At 43.4% G+C, this 19,151-nt stretch carries 18 protein-coding genes; 11 read left to right on the plus strand and 7 right to left on the minus strand.

Annotation, left to right across the window (positions count from 1 at the left end; translation table 11 throughout):
• Nucleotides 1-128: 128 nt before the first annotated feature.
• From NR125_RS11370 to NR125_RS11380, 3 genes are all read left to right on the plus strand, one after another.
• Nucleotides 129-419 (plus strand): YhdT family protein, encoded by a 291-nt coding sequence (locus NR125_RS11370; RefSeq protein WP_009334931.1) that lies wholly within the window; start codon nucleotides 129-131, stop codon nucleotides 417-419.
• Complete coding sequence (gene panF / locus NR125_RS11375) at nucleotides 416-1,858, plus strand: sodium/pantothenate symporter (protein WP_009334930.1); 1,443 nt, start codon at nucleotides 416-418, stop codon at nucleotides 1,856-1,858. Before NR125_RS11370 ends, panF begins: the two co-directional genes overlap by 4 nt.
• Nucleotides 1,859-2,130: 272 nt before the next feature.
• On the plus strand, nucleotides 2,131-3,327 hold the full coding sequence (locus NR125_RS11380) for a hypothetical protein (protein WP_009334929.1): 1,197 nt from the start codon (nucleotides 2,131-2,133) through the stop codon (nucleotides 3,325-3,327).
• A gap of 350 nt (nucleotides 3,328-3,677) precedes the next feature.
• Here the strand turns inward: NR125_RS11380 and NR125_RS11385 are convergent, their stop codons facing one another.
• The 4 genes from NR125_RS11385 to NR125_RS11400 all read right to left on the minus strand — a co-directional run bounded on the left by NR125_RS11385 (nucleotide 3,678) and on the right by NR125_RS11400 (nucleotide 9,950).
• Nucleotides 3,678-4,910, minus strand: coding sequence for an aminopeptidase (locus tag NR125_RS11385; protein ID WP_009334928.1), 1,233 nt, complete (start codon nucleotides 4,908-4,910; stop codon nucleotides 3,678-3,680).
• A gap of 136 nt (nucleotides 4,911-5,046) precedes the next feature.
• The gene (locus tag NR125_RS11390) at nucleotides 5,047-6,327 is read right to left on the minus strand and encodes an MDR family MFS transporter (RefSeq protein WP_192908285.1); all 1,281 of its coding nucleotides are present in this window, start codon (nucleotides 6,325-6,327) and stop codon (nucleotides 5,047-5,049) included.
• A gap of 115 nt (nucleotides 6,328-6,442) precedes the next feature.
• The gene (locus NR125_RS11395; protein ID WP_009334926.1) at nucleotides 6,443-7,756 is read right to left on the minus strand and encodes a short-chain fatty acid transporter; all 1,314 of its coding nucleotides are present in this window, start codon (nucleotides 7,754-7,756) and stop codon (nucleotides 6,443-6,445) included.
• 100 nt (nucleotides 7,757-7,856) lie between these two features.
• Nucleotides 7,857-9,950 carry a DNA topoisomerase III gene (locus NR125_RS11400; RefSeq protein ID WP_071155848.1) on the minus strand — a complete coding sequence of 698 codons (2,094 nt, stop codon included), beginning with the start codon at nucleotides 9,948-9,950 and terminating at the stop codon, nucleotides 7,857-7,859.
• 201 nt (nucleotides 9,951-10,151) lie between these two features.
• Here NR125_RS11400 and NR125_RS11405 point away from each other — a divergent pair, with 201 nt between their 5' ends.
• Both NR125_RS11405 and hutH read left to right on the plus strand, forming a co-directional pair.
• On the plus strand, nucleotides 10,152-10,991 hold the full coding sequence (locus tag NR125_RS11405) for an STAS domain-containing protein (RefSeq protein ID WP_009334924.1): 840 nt from the start codon (nucleotides 10,152-10,154) through the stop codon (nucleotides 10,989-10,991).
• 346 nt (nucleotides 10,992-11,337) lie between these two features.
• A complete protein-coding gene (gene hutH / locus NR125_RS11410) occupies nucleotides 11,338-12,831 on the plus strand; it encodes a histidine ammonia-lyase (RefSeq protein WP_026041753.1) in 1,494 nt (497 codons plus the stop codon).
• A gap of 38 nt (nucleotides 12,832-12,869) precedes the next feature.
• On the opposite strand, the gene NR125_RS11415 is transcribed toward hutH, so the two are convergent.
• On the minus strand, nucleotides 12,870-13,139 hold the full coding sequence (locus NR125_RS11415) for a hypothetical protein (RefSeq protein ID WP_306219773.1): 270 nt from the start codon (nucleotides 13,137-13,139) through the stop codon (nucleotides 12,870-12,872).
• A gap of 80 nt (nucleotides 13,140-13,219) precedes the next feature.
• Between NR125_RS11415 and NR125_RS11420 the strand changes: the two genes are divergently transcribed.
• From NR125_RS11420 to motB, 6 genes are all read left to right on the plus strand, one after another.
• On the plus strand, nucleotides 13,220-13,807 hold the full coding sequence (locus NR125_RS11420) for a peroxiredoxin (RefSeq protein ID WP_226280810.1): 588 nt from the start codon (nucleotides 13,220-13,222) through the stop codon (nucleotides 13,805-13,807).
• 124 nt (nucleotides 13,808-13,931) lie between these two features.
• Nucleotides 13,932-14,306 carry a DnaJ family domain-containing protein gene (locus tag NR125_RS11425; RefSeq protein ID WP_009334919.1) on the plus strand — a complete coding sequence of 125 codons (375 nt, stop codon included), beginning with the start codon at nucleotides 13,932-13,934 and terminating at the stop codon, nucleotides 14,304-14,306.
• 28 nt (nucleotides 14,307-14,334) lie between these two features.
• Nucleotides 14,335-14,796, plus strand: a complete 462-nt coding sequence (locus NR125_RS11430; RefSeq protein WP_009334918.1) for an STAS domain-containing protein — start codon at nucleotides 14,335-14,337, stop codon at nucleotides 14,794-14,796.
• Between the two features lie 141 nt (nucleotides 14,797-14,937).
• On the plus strand, nucleotides 14,938-15,357 hold the full coding sequence (locus NR125_RS11435) for a hypothetical protein (RefSeq protein ID WP_009334917.1): 420 nt from the start codon (nucleotides 14,938-14,940) through the stop codon (nucleotides 15,355-15,357).
• A 137-nt stretch (nucleotides 15,358-15,494) separates the two neighbouring features.
• Nucleotides 15,495-16,289 carry a flagellar motor stator protein MotA gene (gene motA / locus NR125_RS11440; RefSeq protein WP_009334916.1) on the plus strand — a complete coding sequence of 265 codons (795 nt, stop codon included), beginning with the start codon at nucleotides 15,495-15,497 and terminating at the stop codon, nucleotides 16,287-16,289.
• On the plus strand, nucleotides 16,282-17,079 hold the full coding sequence (gene motB / locus NR125_RS11445; protein WP_009334915.1) for a flagellar motor protein MotB: 798 nt from the start codon (nucleotides 16,282-16,284) through the stop codon (nucleotides 17,077-17,079). Before motA ends, motB begins: the two co-directional genes overlap by 8 nt.
• Before the next feature lie 305 nt (nucleotides 17,080-17,384).
• Here the strand turns inward: motB and NR125_RS11450 are convergent, their stop codons facing one another.
• Entirely contained in the window at nucleotides 17,385-18,581 is a 1,197-nt protein-coding gene (locus tag NR125_RS11450) for an MFS transporter (RefSeq protein WP_071155852.1), read from the minus strand.
• A gap of 55 nt (nucleotides 18,582-18,636) precedes the next feature.
• Nucleotides 18,637-19,065 (minus strand): MarR family winged helix-turn-helix transcriptional regulator, encoded by a 429-nt coding sequence (locus tag NR125_RS11455; RefSeq protein WP_009334913.1) that lies wholly within the window; start codon nucleotides 19,063-19,065, stop codon nucleotides 18,637-18,639.
• Nucleotides 19,066-19,151 lie beyond the last annotated feature (86 nt).

A 19,151-nucleotide genomic window follows, 5' to 3' on the forward strand; every position in this document is an offset into this window, starting at 1 on the left:
AATAATATCAAAAAGGCAGAGCAATCTGCTTTTTTTGTTGCAGAAAATATACATAAGTGGGATTATATTCAGGGAATATTCTGTATTTTATGGTACGTTACTATAATAAAGCTCTGAAGGGGGACATAATGAAGAAAGGCGTACATAAAAAAGATCCGCGCTTTAAAATCGCAGAGAGAGAGGCGTGGATTGGCATTGGTCTGGTGCTCTTCAATTTTGTATGGTGGTATGGGTTTGCCTATGGGATGGGGTCTGGGCCTGCTGGTGAGTATACATATATTTGGGGGTTGCCTGCCTGGTTTTTCTGGAGCTGCGCAGCAGGATTTGCCGTAATGGTGATTCTGGTAACAGCAGCTGTTAAGTTCCTGTTTAAAGAAGTGCCGTTTGAAGAAAACGGGGAAGGGGGAGAATCTGAATGAATTGGCAGGTAATTTTTCCTCTTCTCATCTTTTTAATTATTATTTTTCTCGTAGGCTTATGGTCCAGCAGAAAGATTGATACCGGGAGTTCGTTCCTGCAGGATTATTTTCTTGGGGGAAGGCAGCTTGGCGGTTTTATTCTGGCTATGACGATGATTGCAACCTACGGAAGTGCCAGCAGTTTCATTGGAGGTCCCGGCGTTGCTTACACACAGGGGCTTGGCTGGGTGCTGCTTGCGATGTCACAGGTTGTCACAGGTTATTTCGTTCTCATGGTGCTGGGGAAAAAGTTTGCCATCACAGCAAGAAAGTATAATGCTGTGACGCTCATCGATTTTCTAAAAGAACGATATAACAGCAGATGGGTTGTCTGGCTATCCTCTCTCAGCATCATTATTTTCCTTTTTTCTGCCATGGCTGCCCAATGGGTTGGCGGAGCAAGATTAATTGAGTCACTGACAGGATTAAGCTATTTGTCTGCTTTATTCATTTTTGCGGCTTCTGTTATGGTCTACGTGGTCATCGGCGGCTTCCGTGCTGTTGCCGTAACGGATGCTGTCCAAGGCGGAATCATGTTCATCGGCACCATGATCCTTCTGGTTGCTGTTATTGTGGCAGGTGGAGGAATACCGAATATTATCAGCGACCTGTCTTCAGAAAATCCGAATCTGATTACACCGTTTGGCTTTGATGGCGGATTGACTCCTTTATATGTATCCTCATTCTGGATTCTGGTGGGAGTTGGAGTTGTAGGCCTTCCTCAGGTCGCAGTGAGGGCCATGTCATATAAAAATGCCAGAGCCATGCACAGGGCCATTATAATCGGAACAATAGTAGTCGGCTTTATCATGCTTGGCATGCATTTAATTGGCGTATTTGCCCGTCCTATTCTTCCGGGGATTGAAGTGGGAGATAAAGTTATGCCGTTGATTGCCATGGAAGTTCTTCCTCCATGGCTTGCGGGAATTGTACTGGCTGCACCGATGGCTGCCATCATGTCAACAGTGGATTCCCTGCTCCTCCTGGTCAGCTCGGCGATTGTGAAAGATGTCTATATTAATTACATTAAGCCTGATGCCAAAGAAGCTGCCATAAAGAAACTGAGTTTTGCGGTTACAGCCCTGCTTGGAATTCTGGTTTGCATCATGGCTCTCAGTCCGCCCGATTTGCTGATCTGGCTGAATCTCTTTTCTTTTGGGGGACTGGAAACAGCATTCATATGGCCAGTTGTGCTGGGCCTATATTGGGCTAAGGGAAATAGATATGGGGCTGTGGCCTCGATGATAACCGGAACTGCTTCGTATATTTTATTCCATACTTTTTATCCAAATGCATTAGGCATGAATACAGTCGTATTGCCTATTGCTTTGTCACTTGCTGCATACGTATCTGTAAGTCTATTGACCGAAAAACATGCATCGGCACCAGCAGAAATATAAGCATTAGGCTCCGGAAACTATTCCGGGGCCTCTTGTCTCTTACTGTAAAACGCTGATAAATAGGGCATATGGCGTTTTATTCAACCGTGTAAGTAAAGCAGGAGAAGAGTCATATATAAAGGAAACGGGAGGAAACCCTTGTTTTTGTAAAAAAATGAGCATATTGATAGGTTTGTAGAAACGATCCCTATTTGTTACACTTAATTAGTTGAAACGTAATTGTAACATTTGACTTTAAATGGAAATGTTTTTATAACATTAGGGAGAATATAATGAAAAATTTAATAAATATGATCATGATTGCCATGCTGTCATCCGTTATAGCAGGATGTTCAAATGAAATAAATGCATCTTTAAATACAGAAGAAATAAAATTTGAAAAAGAAGATAAAGTGGAAGCTGAACAGAATACATCAGCTGTACAAGAGGTCGGGAAAGAGAAAAAAGATACTGTTTGGCTTGAAGGCAAGTCACTATTCCAGGTGGACGCAACAGATGGAAAAATGAAATATACAGTTTATCTATATGCTGAAGATGAAAGAAGAACCATTCTGGAAGAGGACAGTGCGAAAGGGAAGAAAGGCGATTCTTATTTTACAGGACATTACTCAGTTTACCTGGCTGAGAAAGGGTCGAAAGAGGCTTATAGACAGGAAGCTTTGAATAACAGTGCTGAATTGTCATTTAACCCTTCGAAGGAGCAGGTTTACACTCAGAAAATGAGGAATAAAACCATCATTTCGATTTTTCAGTCCAAGGGGGAAAATGCGGTTAAGGGCCAGCTGCTGGCGATTAAAGATGGAGAAGTGCTTAAAATCAATACAGAAAAAGAAGTGGTCACTTCCTCCAAAGCGAAAATAAAAAATATTAATCAGAAGTATCTTCAAACTGCCCAAAATAAGAATGATAGATGGGTTATTTCAACATGGCTATTTAATGAAGAAACCCTTTCGATGAGCCTGCATGACCGAATAGAGCTGAACAAAGAAGATCATTCTGATATCGACTGGATGAATCTGTGGTTAAAAGAGGAAGCCCTATACTATCCTTTTAAAAACCTGGCACTCAGCGTGGATGCCATTGAAAAAGCCAAACAGGGAATTCCGCTCGGAAGCCCTTATCCAATTGGCACAAACATATCTGAAATTAAGAAGTCAGATCCAAATTATATTAAGGAAGGGTTTGAAAATGGAAGCCCTTTTGTCATGTACCCTGAAATCAGCTATTATTTTGAACGGGAAACCGGAAATGTAACCGCAATTTCTATTCCTGGACAGCGGGTGAGAACTTTCATTGACGAGATTACTGCTATGTTTGGCACTCCTCTTGAAGTAAGGGAAGAGGTGCTGTCAGGTAAAACCATTTCCACCTACCTGGCAGATAAATATTCCATCGAATTCATTTCTGATTTAGAAGGAAACGTTAGTGAAATAGTATTGATGAAAACAAAAAACCATGCGGCACATTGACCGCATGATTTTTTTGTAAAATAACAAAGTATTATACTTTGAACTTCAAGAACCGTCTAGCGCAAGCAGCCTACCCCCTCAGGGTCACAAGCTTGTCTAGCTCCGGCTCCTAGGGACTCGGGGTCATAAGCCATTTCCTTTCAGAAGGAATAACGCCTTCTTACAGGAACCGTCTTATGCCTGTCGTCCCTGGGCAGTCGCCTCCACATTTCGGGCAAGCCGTCCAAAAGGCAAAGGACGCCTTTCCGGGAGGCTCGTCTTGTGCTTGAGGCCCACAGGATGTGGGTCATGCAGACGTTGCCACAGGACGTGGCGTACTTAGTCTGCGTTCCGGGCAATGCGGTTCCGCTTTAAAATGCCCAATCACCTTTCCTGAACACGGGTTCAGCGTTGCCGTCTTCAGTAATTCCATCGATATCCATTTCAGCGGAGCCGATCATGAAGTCAACATGTGTTAAGCTTTCGTTCAAGCCGTTTTCAGCCAGTTCTTCACTGGACATTTTCTTGCCGCCTTCAATGCAGAATGCATACGCACTGCCGATCGCAAGGTGGTTTGAAGCATTTTCATCAAATAAAGTATTATAGAAAAGCAGGTTGGACTGTGAAATTGGCGAGTTGAAAGGAACCAGAGCCACTTCACCAAGATAGTGGGAGCCTTCATCTGTCTCAACAAGCTGCTTAAGAATCTCTTCGCCTTCTTCGGCCTTCACATCGATAATACGGCCGTTTTCAAATGTCAGGCTGAATTTGTCGATGATATTTCCGCCATAGCTTAAAGGTTTTGTGCTGGAAACCGTGCCGTTAACACCTGTCTTGTAAGGTACCGTAAACACTTCTTCAGTTGGCATGTTAGCCATGAATTCGTGTCCCTGTTCATTAATGCTGCCTGCCCCGACCCATAAGTGGCCTTTTGGAAGCTCGATTGTCAGGTCTGTACCTGGAGCTTTATAATGAAGCTTCTGATATCGCTTGCTGTTCAAATAATCCACTTTTTCATGAAGTGTTTCATCATGCTTTTTCCAGGCTTCAACCGGGTTATCCAAATCAGCGCGAGTTGCTTTGAATATAGCTTCCCAAAGCATATCCACACGGGATTCTTCCGGTGCGTCAGGGAATACCATGTTTGCCCAGGCTTTAGATGGAGCTGCAATGACTGTCCAGCTTACTTTATCGGACTGGATGAATTTGCGGTATTTTGCCAGCGCCTGTCCTGCAGCTTTCTGGAAGCTTGAGATTCGTTCTGATTTCACGCCTTTCAGCAAATCAGGGCTTGCCGAAACGATTGACATGAATGCCGCACCCTTTTCAGCTAAATCTTCGACTTCCTTCGCACGCCATTCAGGGTATTCGGAGAAAGACTCATCCGGTGCCAAGTCGTACTTTGTGCGAGTGACCGCATCATCGCTCCAGTTCACAACTACGTTATGAGCTCCTGCTTCATAGGCCTTTTTAACAATTGTACGAACCAGTTCAGCTGCATCAAGCGTTGTGTTAATTACAAGCGTCTGTCCCTTTTGTACGTTTACACCAACTCTTACGGCAAGCTCTGCGTATTTCTCTAAATTCGTTTGAAAATGACTCATTATGTATTCTCCTTTGTCAGAATCTTCATTTTCATTGTAGCTGTTCTGTTCGCAAAAAGAAACCTATTGAATTGAAATTCGTGCTCGAGAACCTTGGGTCTCCATCTATGGACGGAGACATAATTAAAAAGGAACCTTATACAGATTCCTTTTTGGCATGGGATCCATTATTTCTTTCAGGCAAAGCAAACATCAGCCAATACAAAAACGCACTTACAACAGCCAGCAGCGCCAGTATGAAGAATGTCCAGTCATATCCGATCCAGACTGTAAGCGGAATGGAGATAGGTGCAATGGTTTTCCCGATTGTAAATCGAAGGGAGGCAGCTGCAAAGTACTGGCCCCGCATATGATCTGGAGCAATTTTTGATACATAGCTCTGCTGAAGGCCGGCTGTCATTAATTCACCCATAGTGAAAACGGCCATAGCCAGAATTAATCCCCATATCCATTGCGTTTGCCCTAACATGATAATGGCTGCTGCATAAGTAAGAGATGATAAGATAAAGACATTTCTTTCCTTGTACTTTAACATCATTTTCGTTACGGCTACGGTAAATAAGGCTACGAGGAAGCCGTTCTCAGACAGCAGAATGCCAAAAGCCTGTTCTCCCTGAACAGAAAAGGACCAGTCATTCCATTTAAAAAGCGCCTGATTATGAACTGCTTCATTTGTATAGACAGGTATTAATAGATCAAGCTGCATAAAAGTCTGTGCAGCCAGAACACCTGCTATGATAAAAAGGAGAAAGGTTTTGTCCCTGAAGATAATGCCATAATCTTTCGTTTGCTTTAATAAAACTGCATGCCATTTACTATTTCCGCTTTCTATAAGTATTTGTATTGGCAATGTTTCCCTTGTCCACCGGGAAAGGATGAAAGATAATAGGATACAGATAATGCCGGCGGCCATAAGAAGCTGAAAACGGTAATGGACATAGAAAATGGCTCCTAAAATGGGACCCACCACAACTGCAATATTAATTGAAGTGTAAAAAATAGCAAATACCTGGCTTCTGTCCTTTTCCTCGACCACATCTGCAACCATTGCCTGGCTTGCCGGCCAATAAAATGAACCGAATATTCCCACAAAAGCAAAGCAGATAAAGCCAAGCACCGGAGAATCGAGCCAGGGTGAACTGGCAAATCCAAAAATGATGAATGAAAGTCCCTGTCCAAATGCAGAGAGAACCATCATTTTCTTGCGGCCAAAGCGGTCAGCTGTATAACCGCCCATTAAGTTGGCAAGTACGGAGAATACCTGAGAAAAAATGAGCAATAAACCAGCCTTGTCTTTTCCGAATTCATCCGCGAAATAAATCGTTAAAAACGGGAAGAACATCCAGAATGTAATATTCATAAGCGCTTCCCCAAATAACCTTACTTTTAAATTCTTATCCCAATCTTTTATTTTCATGCTGTTTCCCCAACTTCAATCTCAGAATAACGCTATCATACTACCAAAATTGTAAAAAACACAAGAAGACTTTTTCCAAAAAAGCCAAGCCTTGATTAGGCTTGGCTTTTCTTAATCAATATACAAAAAACATCAAGACCGTAGTAACTATGCCAACCCATATGGCCAGTAATGCACAGTAGCCCATTATATGACGAATATGAAGGCCAACCACACTCAGTATAGGAAGGGCCCAGAAAGGCTGGATCAGATTCGTCCAGGCATCACCCCAGCCTACAGCCATAGCAGTAATGGCAGGATCCACACCAAGCTGGAGACCGGCAGGCACTTGAAGCGGCCCCTGCAATGCCCACTGCCCGCCGCCTGAAGGAGCAAGAATATTGACGAGACCGGCGGACCAATAGGTGAATATATCAAAGGTGTCTTTACTTGCTATGGATGCCATCCCATTAATTATAGACTCTGCTAACCCGGAGCTGCCGAGAACGGCGATAATCCCGGCGTAAAATGGAAATTGCAGAATGATAGGAGAAATGGCAGAACCCGCTTCTTTAAAAGCATTGGCGTATTGTACGAGCGATTTATGAAGGATGAGGCCTAACGATAAAAAGGCAATATTGATAATATTCAAGTCAAGGTCACGCCCGTTTACAAACTCAAATATGATATAGATTACCCCGATTAATCCGGTAATGATGCCGAGAAAGGGTGTTCTTTCAAGCTTTCCGGCGGGAGTTTTTAAAACTTCCTTCTGTTCAGCGTCCTGCTTGGGTGCCTTAGGGGGAACGTATGAGATAATGCCTTTTTTGGGTGCCATCAGCACAATGAAAATTGGCATAGTCATTACAAGAGCAATTAAAATCGCAATTGTTCCAGGATGGAAAATGGTCTCCGAAGTGGGGATGACGCCAGCCGCTTCCTCGAGAAAATGGCCCTTGGTCGCAACAGTCAAACCAATTGAGCTTGATAAACCAGCCGTATAAAGAGCAGTTGGTGCATAGGCTGCAGCCACCAATAGGGGGAAGTGTGCGTTCTGATTTCTTTTCCCAACTTCACGGGCAATAATGGCGCCAACGACAACAGCAAGGCCCCAGTTAATATAATAAGCAGCAGATGAAACGAGAAAAGTCAGCACGTAGGCCTGGTTGGCTGTCTTCGCTTTTGAGGACAGCTTTTCAAGTATACGCTGTACAGAAGGAACTGAAGCAAGCGCCATGCCTGTCATTAGGAGGAGCACCATTTGCATGGTAAAAGCAAGATACACCCAGAAGCCGTCACCGAAGGATTTAAATAGCTCAACAGGTTCGGAAGGCTTCATGAAAAACCCTGCAATAAACACAAACAGAGTCATTAATACCGCAATGACAAAGGCGTCTGGGAGATACCTTTCCACAAGCTTGGAGAAACGGTCTGCCACTCTGGTTAACATCTCTTCACTCTCCTTTCAGTATTAGTACATGCTATGGAGAGGACAAGCTGTGTATGCCTGTTCATAAAGTAAGAGCCCTGGCATCAGCCAGGGCTATATATTAATCCTTATCTTCCATGGCAGCCTTAAGCAAATCGCCAAGGCTTGTTCCAAAGGAATCTTCCTTCTGGGTGTATTTCTGAACAAGTTTTCGCTCTTCCCGTTTGTTGACGGCTTTCTTTTTGTCCTGTGCTTTTTCCACCACATTGCATGGCCGGCACTGGAAGTAGGCTCCTGCTTTGCCCTGGTGGATTTCCATTTTTTTGCGGCACTGAGGGCAGCGGCGGTTTGAAAGCTTTGGATCTTTGCGCTTTCGGAAATTACAATCAAGATTGGAACAGACAAGTATTTTTCCGTCCTTGGTATTTCTTTCTTTTAGGAAGGAATCGCATTCTGGACATTTTGAGCCCGTGAGATTATGGGCACGGTAAGATTTATCGCTCTTTTTAATTTCTGAAACCAATGTCCGTGTCTGCTTGCGGATATTCTGCAAAAACTCTTTGGGATCTGCTTTTCCGCGTGCGATTTTCTCCAATTCCTGTTCCCATTTAGCAGTCAGTTCCGGTGATTTCAGATCTTCATTCACCAGGTCCATCAGCTGTTTGCCCTTTTTAGTCGGAAACAGACGTCCATTTTGCCTTTCGATCGCTTCCGTATCAAGGAGCCGTTCAATGATTTCCGCTCTAGTCGCAGGTGTTCCCAAGCTGTATTTTTCCATCTGGGTCAATATGTCAGCTTCGGAATAGCGAAGAGGAGGTTCAGTAAGCTTGGCGGACAATTCAGCCGTTTGTACCGTAAAGCTCTGTCCTTTTGAGATGTTCTTCAGGCTCTGTTTTCCTGTTTCTTCATCACTGCTGCGTTCAACCTTGCGATAACCCAGGTCGATAACTGCTGTTTCCCTGGCAGTGAATGTCTCACTGTTAACTTCTATCGAAGCATGGATGGTTTCATACTTATAAGGGTTATGGAAAATGGCCAGAAATCTGCGCAGAATCAATTCGTACAGCTTCCGCTCATCAGCAGACAAATCACTGAGGTGTACACGTTCTTCAGTCGGAATAATTGCATGATGATCAGTTACTTTTTCATTATTAAAGACTCGCTTTGCCAGGACCTTGCCCTGATTCGCAAGGATCGGCTTCACTTCGTCCTTATAGGAAGCTGCAATGCCATGAAGGCGATCCATCATGGTGGCTTCCATATCTTTTGTCAAATAGCGCGAGTCAGTACGCGGATAGGTGACGAGCTTATGCTGCTCATAAAGTTTCTGCAGCACATTCGATGTTTTCTTGGCGGAGAAGCCGTAACGCTTATTGGCGTCACGCTGCAGCTCCGTCAAATCATAAGGAAGCGGCTGCGGCTCTGTTTTTTCCTTCCGGATAATGGAGTGGATAACTGCTTTTTGCCCCTTCACTTTAGAAAGGACTTCATCAGCTGCTTCTTTAGAAAAGATGCGCTTTTCACCATTTTTCTCCCAGTCAGCCTGCAGGGGGCCAATTTGAGAGCGAATCGTCCAGTACTCTTTTGGAACAAATTTTTGAATTAATGCTTCCCTTTCCATCACGAGAGCCAGTGTCGGTGTCTGCACCCGTCCAGCGGATAGGGGATCCTTGTATTTAGTAGTCAGGGCCCTTGTGACATTCAGCCCGATAAGCCAATCGGCCTCTGCACGGCAAACGGCCGATTCATACAAATCTTCAAATTGTTTTCCTGGCTTAAGGTTTTGGAAGCCGTCCCGGATGGCGCGGTCCGTTACAGAAGATATCCATAAGCGTTTGATTGTCTTGCGCCAGCGGATTTTCTCCAAAATCCAGCGTGCGACAAGCTCCCCTTCGCGTCCTGCATCAGTAGCAATGATAATTTCTTTAATATCCTTCCGCTTTGCCAGGTTCTCAATCGCTTTATACTGGTGGCTGGTCTGCTTCATCACCTTCAGGCCCATTTGATCAGGAATAATCGGCAGATCCTCCAGATTCCAGTTTTTGTATTTGGTGTCATAATGCTCAGGCATCTTTAACTCGATTAGATGGCCAAGAGCCCATGTCACGATATATTTATCGCCTTCCATATAGCTTTTATGAGATTGCCGGCATCCCAGAACCCGTGCAATTTCACGGGCAACACTGGGCTTTTCAGCAAGAACAAGTGATTTCATAAGAACTCCTTTCAAATTACATTCAGCCATTTCTGTACAAACTAAGTATAGCTGAAATTAATCAATATTTGTAATGGGATAAACTTTGATGGGCAGTAAAGTGAATAACTGCCTAAGTTGTATTGCTTTTCATCAGCCACAATTCATTCTACAATGAACTTACCCGTTTGTTTACAAATAGAAAGAGACAAGGTGAAATGAATGAATGCAAAAAATCGGCTTCTTTATGATTACATTCAGGAGAATTCAATCAATATCACAGATATGTGGCTGTCTTTAAGGGATAAACAGAAAGGTTCCATTTATTCTGCAGATGCAGACTCTGCTTATGAGAAGCTCCTGAGAGAACAAAATACATTTACCAACCGCACCGTTTCAGCAGCTCTGATTGATGAGGACACTTTTAACGAGAATATGGAAGAATGGGCCATTACAGTAGCGGAGAGCAGAGTGGATTCTAATACGCCCATTTTTCAAGTGCTTGAAGCTTTAAGCAATGTGCGGGAAACCTATTGGCATTTTGTTGAAAAGTTCATTAACGAAAACAAGTCTGAAGTCACAGCAGATGATGTATTGAAATGGAGCACAATTATTAACAAGGCTTTTGATAAGCTCATTAATAAATTTTCAGAGAAGTATTATCAATTAACGACCAACAGGCTTGTTGCCCAGCAAAGTCTGATCAATGAACTTGGAACTCCTGTTATTCCGATAAAAGACCATACAGCTGTACTCCCTCTTATCGGAAATATAGACACCGAACGTGCACGAATCCTGCTGGAGGAAATTCCGAAAAAATGTGCAAAAGAAGATGTGGAACATCTATTCATTGATTTATCAGGTGTGGCCATCATCGACACGATGGTTGCCCATCAAATATTCTCTTTAACGACAGCTTTAAAGCTGCTGGGGGTAAAATCCACCATCTCCGGCATCAGCCCTGAAGTTGCCCAGACTTCCATTCAGCTTGGCCTGGACTTCACAGGCATTAATACTTACGGTACATTAAAGCAAGCACTGAAAAGAAAAGACATTGAATGAAATCAAGCTGGCAGAAATGCCGGCTTTTTATATAGCTATAATAATAACGCTTTACTGTGTTACCATTCTAACAATCTAACTTGTTAAAAAATGGTAAAAACTAATTGACATCCTCTCATATGGCACATAGAATTAATTATATTCAGAAAATATATCAAAATTAGGCTGTGATAAAGATGAGGCATCTAAAAACTGATACTGCAAATAATCTTTTTAAAAAGGCTGTATTTCAAACCTGTGTTTGAGATACAGCCTTTTCTTTATCTCGCTAATGTACCGGGGAGGAAATGAAATGGAAAAATTGACAGATTCGATGATGACTTTAACTCGCGGGGAGGAGAACAAAGTGGTTACTTTAAATGGAAATACCCTTACTTTGTCTGAAGCCAAAAGAGTGCTTTTTGAAGGAGTAAAGGCTGCAGCATCGGAGGAAAGCATGCTGCGTGTAAAAAACAGCCGTGAAGCCGTTAAGAGAATTGTAAGTGAAGAAAAGGTCATTTACGGCATTAACACTGGCTTTGGCAAATTCAGCGATGTAAGAATTGATCAGGGAGATGTAGAGGATCTTCAGCTGAATTTAATCCGCTCGCATGCCTGCGGTGTAGGGGAACCATTTCCGGAGGCTGTTTCGAGAGCTATGCTCCTATTAAGAGCCAATGCTTTATTGAAAGGATTTTCAGGAGTCCGTCCTGTCGTGATAGAAACTCTTTTAGCGCTTGTGAATAAACAAATCCATCCTGTCATCCCGCAGCAGGGATCTCTTGGAGCGAGCGGCGATTTGGCTCCTCTTTCCCATTTGGCATTAGTGTTAATGGGAGAAGGGGAAGTGTTTTTCAAGGGGGTAAGAAAGCCTGCTCTTGAAGTGCTTGTTCAGGAGGGAATCGAGCCTTTAACATTACAGGCGAAGGAAGGGCTTGCCCTGATTAACGGCACTCAAGCGATGACGGCAATGGGAGTGATTGGCTATCTGGAAGCGGAAAAAATCGCTTATCAAAGTGAATTGATCGCTGCAGTTACAATGGAGGGCTTAAACGGAATTATTGATGCGTTTGATGAGAATATCCATCAGGCAAGAGGCTATCAGCAGCAGGTCGATACAGCAAGAAGAGTGAGGGAATATCTCTCAGGCAGCAGCCTGATCACAAGACAGGGAGAAATCCGGGTCCAGGACGCGTACTCCATCCGCTGCATCCCGCAGGTGCATGGAGCATCTTGGCAGGCGCTTGATTATGTGAAAGAAAAGCTTGAAATTGAAATGAATGCAGCCACAGATAACCCGCTGATTTTTGAAAACGGGGAAAGCGTTATATCCGGCGGAAACTTTCATGGGCAGCCAATCGCACTTGCAATGGACTTCATGAAAATCGCGGTTGCGGAATTGGCCAATATTTCAGAGCGCCGGATTGAAAGGCTTGTTAACCCGCAGCTGAGTGATTTGCCGCCATTTTTAAGCCCGGAACCTGGACTGCAGTCCGGTGCGATGATTCTCCAATATGTTGCAGCTTCACTTGTATCGGAGAATAAGACACTTGCCCATCCCGCAAGTGTGGATTCGATCCCCTCATCCGGGAATCAGGAAGACCATGTGAGCATGGGAACCATCGGATCAAGACATGCATATCAGATTATCCAGAATGTTAATAAAGTGCTTGCAATTGAACTGATTTGCGCACTCCAGGCAGCAGAATACCGCGGTTCAGATAAAATGGCTGATAAAACAAAACGTTTTTATGAAGAAGCAAGAAAAGTGGTGCCTTCCATCACAAAAGACCGCGTATTTTCAAAGGATATTGAAGCATGCGCGTCCTGGCTGAAAGAAGTGGAAGTAGACGCAATATAAGCAGCAGGGGTCTGAATTTTATTCAGGCCCCCGGCTTTTTAATCTTTGGCTCTTTCCTCAAGTTGCTTTGCTTCATCTTCTTCAAAGCGGTTCTTAAAAGCTTCCTGTGTCACAATAAATTCTTCGTCTTCCTGTGCTTCAGTTGTGTGGCGCTCGACCATTGTGTGTTCAGGAAATTCCCCAGGGTGATGTTTTCTTTTATGATTAAAATGGACTCCGCGTGACATAGTCTGGCTCCTTTCATTCTTTAATTCATATTCTTTCACTATTTTTCCCTTGGACACCTGGACTATGTACGGCTGATTCACTCAATATTTTCCGTTCAATTTTGTCTTTGGCCGCATAAGTATATATAGCAGAGACGAAAGAGGAAGGGAGGGGGATAGCCATGAACGATTCGAATGCCTCCGTATTTTGTGCGGGCCGGGGAGATCGAGCTCCTGTTTTTACTGCAGATGCTGTCATTGATCATCAAATAAAAAAAGTCAATTTGGAGAATTATATCGGAAAATGGGTTCTGCTGTTTTTTTATCCTAGTGATTTCACATTTGTCTGACCGACAGAATTGGCGGCGGTCGCCGCTGTGAATCCATATTTAAAAGCTTTAAACTGTGAAGTAATGTCCATCAGCACGGACAGTGTATACGCCCATAAAGTATTTAAGGAAACATCTCCCTCTTTGAAAAATGTAAATTATCCAATGGTAAGTGATCGAACCCATCAAATAAGCAGAGCTTACAGGGTTTTGGACGAGAATTCAGGAGCGGCAATCAGGGCATCCGTTTTTATCGACCCTAATGGCATTATTGCGGCGAAGATCATTTACCCTGGAGAAGTTGGAAGAAATCTGCATGAACATGTCAGAATCATGCAGGGAATTCAATATGCACAACAGACAGGAAAAGGTGTGCCGGCCAATTGGCAGCCTGGCCAGACCGGGATAAACATGGATCCGAACTTAATAGGCAAAATCTGAAGGGAGGAGGCGCAAGCTTTCTCTTGATTTTTCTGCAGGTCCTCCATATACATAATTGCTTTAATAAGCAGCGCTGAAAATATATAATAATAAGTAACAAATGAAGTGAAGGGGGAACTAGAGATTGGACTTCTTTTCTATACTGTCTGAAGATCGGATCAAAAAAGCGTACAAGGATGGCGAGTTTAATAATTTGCCAGGCTATGGGAAACCGCTTCCGTTCGATGACCTGTCTTCCGTCCCTGAAAATGTGCGCATGGCCTACCGCATCATGAAGAATGCGGGATTCACTGATGAAGAAAACCAAATGAAGAAGGAAATGCTGACGATCGAAGACCTGATTAAACAATGTGAGGATCAGGAAGAAAAAAAGGCATTGCAGAAGAAGCTTAACGAAAAGATGATCCGCTTTAACAGCATGATGTCGAAAAGAAGACAAAACACCAATTCATCCCTTTTCAAAAACTACGAAGAGAAAATTAACAATAAATTATTCTAATGGATCAGATTGGAATTGAGGAGAATACATGAACAAAGATGAATATATAACGGTCCTTGAAAAAAGAGTGGAAGAATATGAGGCAGCCATAGCGGATATGACTGCACCGATTATACCATCGATCATTCCCCAGACGATACTGGTGCCTATTACAGGCCTGCTCATGGCAGAAAGATTTGAAAAAATTACGGCTAAAATCCTGAATCATATTAAAGAGCATGACACTGAATTCGCCATCATAGATTTTACAGACATTACGGTCGACCGCATAGAGCAGATGTGCCTTTCCGAACTTGGACAGCAAATCCGCAACCTGACTGATTCCATTAACCTCATGGGGGTTAAGCCTTACTTTGTAGGAATGACCCCGCAGCTGATAAAGGAAATCGTCCTTTCCGGAATAGCGCTAAACGCTGAAACACATGCAACCTTCCAGGCGGCCTTAAAGCATTTAATGAAAATAAACAGCCTCGTCTTTCAAAAAATATAAATTCTAAAAAACTCCTCTCCTGAATAGGACAGGGGTTTTTTTCATTGAACAGGCACATTTTCTTTCCCTTTGGGGATTTGTCCATGCGAAAACCTCCGGTGGCACATATTCTATAGTATCCATGAGAAAGGAGGTAGAAATATGTCGAGAGATTGGAGAAGAAGATTTGAGATTAATGCAGATGAAGTAGAAATCAGAGCCGAAAGAGTTATTGTAAAAGAAGATGATGATCGCCGCCGTGATGATGTACGTGGAGCGGATGACCGCCGCAGGAAGCACCGTCGGGATGATGTAGGTGGAGCAGAAGACCGCCGCAGGAAGCACCACCGTGATGACGATGTATTTGGTATCGAAGACAATCGCAGAAACCATTGCGGCTGTGGAAGAGACAGTGTGGGCGGAGCAGAAGACGACCGCAGAAGACATCGCCGTGATGACGTACGCGGTGCAGGTGACTTATGGTACAACAGAGACTTAGCCGGATCTGGAAGAGGATGCAGACGCCGCCGAGATGATGATGACCGCAGAAGAAGAGGTTTCTGCGGATGCCGCTGGATCTAAAAACAATGAAAACGAAGGCAGGGGAAGCACCTCTGCCTTTTATATATGAAAAATTCCCTAAAGAACTGTAAAAATCATCCGAAATTAATAATAGAAGGTAATAGAGATTTTCAGACTACATAGAAGGTGTGGCTTGCATGGATAAAACAACGATTATAGGCGTAATATTAGGGATCATAGCAGTTGGAGTAGGGATGGTTTTTAAAGGGGTTTCCCCGTCTGTTCTGATTAATCCGGCCGCTATTCTGATCATTATCCTGGGAACTGCAGCAGCAGTGGCTATTGCATTTCCAACAAATGAAATCAAACGGGTGCCCAAGCTTTTCGGCATTTTATTTAAAGAAGAAAAGCTGATGAACCCGGCTGAGATGATTAAGATGTTTTCGGATTGGGCTCAGCTGGCAAGAAAAGAAGGATTACTTGCACTTGAAGTCAAAACGAACGAAATCGAAAATACTTTTTTAAAGAACGGCTTATCTCTGGCCGTTGATGGGCAAAGTGCCGATTATATACGTGATGTATTAAGCGAAGAAATCGAAGCGATGGAAGAAAGACATCAGGCCGGAGCCCAGATTTTCAGCCAGGCAGGCACCTATGCCCCATCTCTTGGAGTGCTGGGAGCAGTAATAGGATTAATTGCAGCACTGGGTAATATGGAGGACACCACGAGCCTCGGTCATGCCATCAGTGCGGCATTCGTAGCGACTTTGCTGGGGATTTTCACGGGTTATGTGTTTTGGCATCCGTTTGCCAATAAGCTTAAGAGAAAATCCAAGCAGGAAGCAAAAATTAAAAGTATGATGATCGAAGGCATTCTCTCTATTTTAGAAGGGGAGGCGCCTCGGGTAATAGAACAAAAGCTTGCTTCCTACCTTCCTGCAGGGGAACGCCGGAAATTCCTTGAAGAAAGCAGCGTGGCGAAGGATGAGTAGGCGGAAAAAGAAGCAGCACCATGAGGAGCATGTAGATGAATCCTGGCTATTGCCGTATGCTGATTTATTAACACTGCTTCTGGCCCTATTCATTGTCCTATTCGCAATGAGTTCCGTAGATGCCCAGAAATTTCAGAAGCTCTCAAAGGCATTCAATGATGTCTTTTCAGGAGGGACTGGGGTATTTGAATTCCCAAGTCCAATGCCAGAAGGCCAAATGCAATCCACTGATGCTGTGTCCGAAAAGCCAAGCAAGGATTTGGAGGAGATGGCAGCAATGGATGAATTGGAAAAAGAAAAGCTGAAGCAGGCTGCCGATCAGGAAGAACTGGCAGAGCTGCAGCAAAGAGTCAATGCTTTTATTGAAAATCAAAACCTGGCGGATAAACTGGAAACCTCTTTAACCACCGAAGGACTGCTTGTGTCAATCAGGGATAATGTCCTGTTCGGCTCAGGAAGTGCAGAAGTCCGTGAGCAGGATTTAAATATGGCAAGTGAAATTGCAGAGCTTCTCATCATGGACCCGCCAAGAAACATTATCATAAGCGGCCATACAGACAACGTCCCGATCCGCAACTCAAGCTTCGAGTCCAACTGGGAACTCAGTGTGATGCGCGCTGTCAATTTTATGAAAATAATTCTGAAAAATGACCAGCTGGACCCTAAATGGTTCAGTGCCAAAGGCTTCGGAGAATTCCAGCCGGTTGCCGGAAATAATACCAAGGAAGGCAGAGCGAAGAACAGACGGGTAGAAATTTTAATATTGCCAAGAACGGGGAATCAGCCTTAGGGGCTGGTTTCTTTTTGCGGTGATATAAAAAAAGCGCTGTGATCCAGCCGCTTTGAATGAAAAATCATTATTCATTTGCTTCCTGTTCCGTGCCTTCCGGTTTACACATGCGGTCGACCATTACACCAAATAGAAATACACAGGCAATTGGAATAGAAAAATTCAATACATGAACAATGGTCATTAGCAAACCTCCCAAAAGGTATTAATTACATTATATGCCAACATTCACAAAAAAGACAAATAATATTCAGAAAATACACATAATTTAAGGTTGACAAAAAGAAAGAGCCGCAAATGGGCTCTTATAATGGAAGATCTGCTTCTGAATGAATGGTTTTGGCTTCTGTCTTTTTTCCATGGAGCAAATAGTAAACGAGTAATCCAAACAGTGCCACGCCCGCAAGCATAAAATAAAGTGAAGCGAAGCCTGTTTTTACAGCAAGTATTCCAAGAACATAGGATCCCAGTCCAATTCCGGTATCAAAAAGTGTGAAGAAGGTTGAGGTAGCAAGTCCGCGTTTAGCTGGATCAGCCTGCTTAATTGCAACCGTTTGGAGACCCGGAACAATGGTGCCATATCCCAATCCGATTATCGCACCTGACAGCAAAAACACAAAGGTACTGTTTGCCTGGCTTAGTAAAAATAACCCTGCGGCAAAAAGAATAATGGCCGGATAGATCACTCTATTTTCTCCGTACGCATCAAACCAGCGGCCTGTAAATGGGCGGGACATAATAATAAATGCCGCATATACCACAAAAAAGAAGCTTGCAGCTTCAAGCAAATCAAGCTCTTTCGCATAAACAGAAATAAAGGAAAGAATTCCTGAGTAAGCGAAAGCAAGGATGCCTGCAGAAATCGCCACGGGAACTGCACTTTTTTCAAATAAGCTTGAAAGGGTAAATTTTGGATGCTTCACAGAGCTCTCTGCTTTATGCGGTATTCTTACAAAAGCACCCAGCACGATAGCAATAAAAGATAAAACTGTACATAAAGCAAAAATCCATGAGAAATTTGCATATTGAACAATCGTCAAACCGGCAAACGGGCCAATGACCATGGCCAGATTCATGAACATTGCATAATATCCAAGTCCTTCGCCTCTGCGTTCATTCGGTACAATATCAGCAACGATAGCTCCAGTTGCAGTGGTAGCCATGCCAAATCCAACTCCGTGCAGGAATCTCAGTGCTAAAAGAGCGGGTGTAGAGTCAGCCCAGAAGTAAAGCAGAGAAGATACGGCAAATACAATCAAGGAAGCAATCAGGATCTTTCGGCGTCCAACCTCGTCAATCCATTTCCCTGTAAAAGGCCGGCTGATCACTGCAGCAATCAGAAAGACTGAAATAATCAGACCTACCTGTGTTTCATCCCCTTTTAAATCATCCAAAATATAAAGGGGAAGCGTAGTCAGCAAAACATAAAACCCCATAAATAAAAAAAAACTAGTAATAGAAATACTCAAAAAATCCTTCGTCCATAATGGCTGTTTCTTCATAGTTGTCCTCCTAACAATGAAGTACCAGGTACCTGGACCACTTTGGTGAACTGGTCTAGGTGCCTGGTACCATATTTTCTCTCATTTTTGCCATAATTGTGATCATCGTGCTGATTTCTTCTTCCGTAATATTCTGCAGGACATTGCTTTCACTTGATCTTACTGCAGCAAGCCAATTGTCGTATTCCTGGATGGCTGCATCAGTCAGAGAAATCAATTTTTCACGTTTGTCCTTTCCTGCCGTTCTCGTGATCCAGCCCGATATCTCAAGACGGGCCAATGTCCTGGTCATGGTCGGAGCCTCAACGCCAAGATAAGAAGAAATCTCTTTTTGAGTGCTCGGGCCTCCAATTTTCAGACGGTAAATAATCGTCCATTGAGCAGCGTATAAACCAAGCGGCACTAAACTTTCATTTAGTACTTTGGAAAAATGGCGTGTAAATTGGTTAATAGAATGAAAAAATTCACTTTGATTAGGGTGCATGTATTCACCTGCTTAAAATAATTACCTAGCTAACTATACATGAAATTTACGAAAATGTCCACCTCTTCTATTCTTTTGCTAACTAA

It is taken from the genome of Cytobacillus sp. Bac17, assembly GCF_024519925.1.
Taxonomy (GTDB): Bacteria; Bacillota; Bacilli; order Bacillales; family Cytobacillaceae; genus Cytobacillus; species Cytobacillus pseudoceanisediminis.

What these genes read in the sequence shown, in the direction of transcription:
- NR125_RS11370 (WP_009334931.1), top strand. Translation starts at nt 129, where the DNA reads ATGAAGAAAGGCGTACATAAAAAAGATCCGCGCTTTAAAATCGCAGAG.
- panF (WP_009334930.1), top strand. Translation starts at nt 416, where the DNA reads ATGAATTGGCAGGTAATTTTTCCTCTTCTCATCTTTTTAATTATTATT.
- NR125_RS11380 (WP_009334929.1), top strand. Translation starts at nt 2,131, where the DNA reads ATGAAAAATTTAATAAATATGATCATGATTGCCATGCTGTCATCCGTT.
- NR125_RS11385 (WP_009334928.1), bottom strand. Translation starts at nt 4,910, where the DNA reads ATGAGTCATTTTCAAACGAATTTAGAGAAATACGCAGAGCTTGCCGTA.
- NR125_RS11390 (WP_192908285.1), bottom strand. Translation starts at nt 6,327, where the DNA reads ATGAAAATAAAAGATTGGGATAAGAATTTAAAAGTAAGGTTATTTGGG.
- NR125_RS11395 (WP_009334926.1), bottom strand. Translation starts at nt 7,756, where the DNA reads ATGTTAACCAGAGTGGCAGACCGTTTCTCCAAGCTTGTGGAAAGGTAT.
- NR125_RS11400 (WP_071155848.1), bottom strand. Translation starts at nt 9,950, where the DNA reads ATGAAATCACTTGTTCTTGCTGAAAAGCCCAGTGTTGCCCGTGAAATT.
- NR125_RS11405 (WP_009334924.1), top strand. Translation starts at nt 10,152, where the DNA reads ATGAATGCAAAAAATCGGCTTCTTTATGATTACATTCAGGAGAATTCA.
- NR125_RS11430 (WP_009334918.1), top strand. Translation starts at nt 14,335, where the DNA reads ATGAACAAAGATGAATATATAACGGTCCTTGAAAAAAGAGTGGAAGAA.
- NR125_RS11435 (WP_009334917.1), top strand. Translation starts at nt 14,938, where the DNA reads ATGTCGAGAGATTGGAGAAGAAGATTTGAGATTAATGCAGATGAAGTA.
- motA (WP_009334916.1), top strand. Translation starts at nt 15,495, where the DNA reads ATGGATAAAACAACGATTATAGGCGTAATATTAGGGATCATAGCAGTT.
- motB (WP_009334915.1), top strand. Translation starts at nt 16,282, where the DNA reads ATGAGTAGGCGGAAAAAGAAGCAGCACCATGAGGAGCATGTAGATGAA.
- NR125_RS11450 (WP_071155852.1), bottom strand. Translation starts at nt 18,581, where the DNA reads ATGAAGAAACAGCCATTATGGACGAAGGATTTTTTGAGTATTTCTATT.
- NR125_RS11455 (WP_009334913.1), bottom strand. Translation starts at nt 19,065, where the DNA reads ATGCACCCTAATCAAAGTGAATTTTTTCATTCTATTAACCAATTTACA.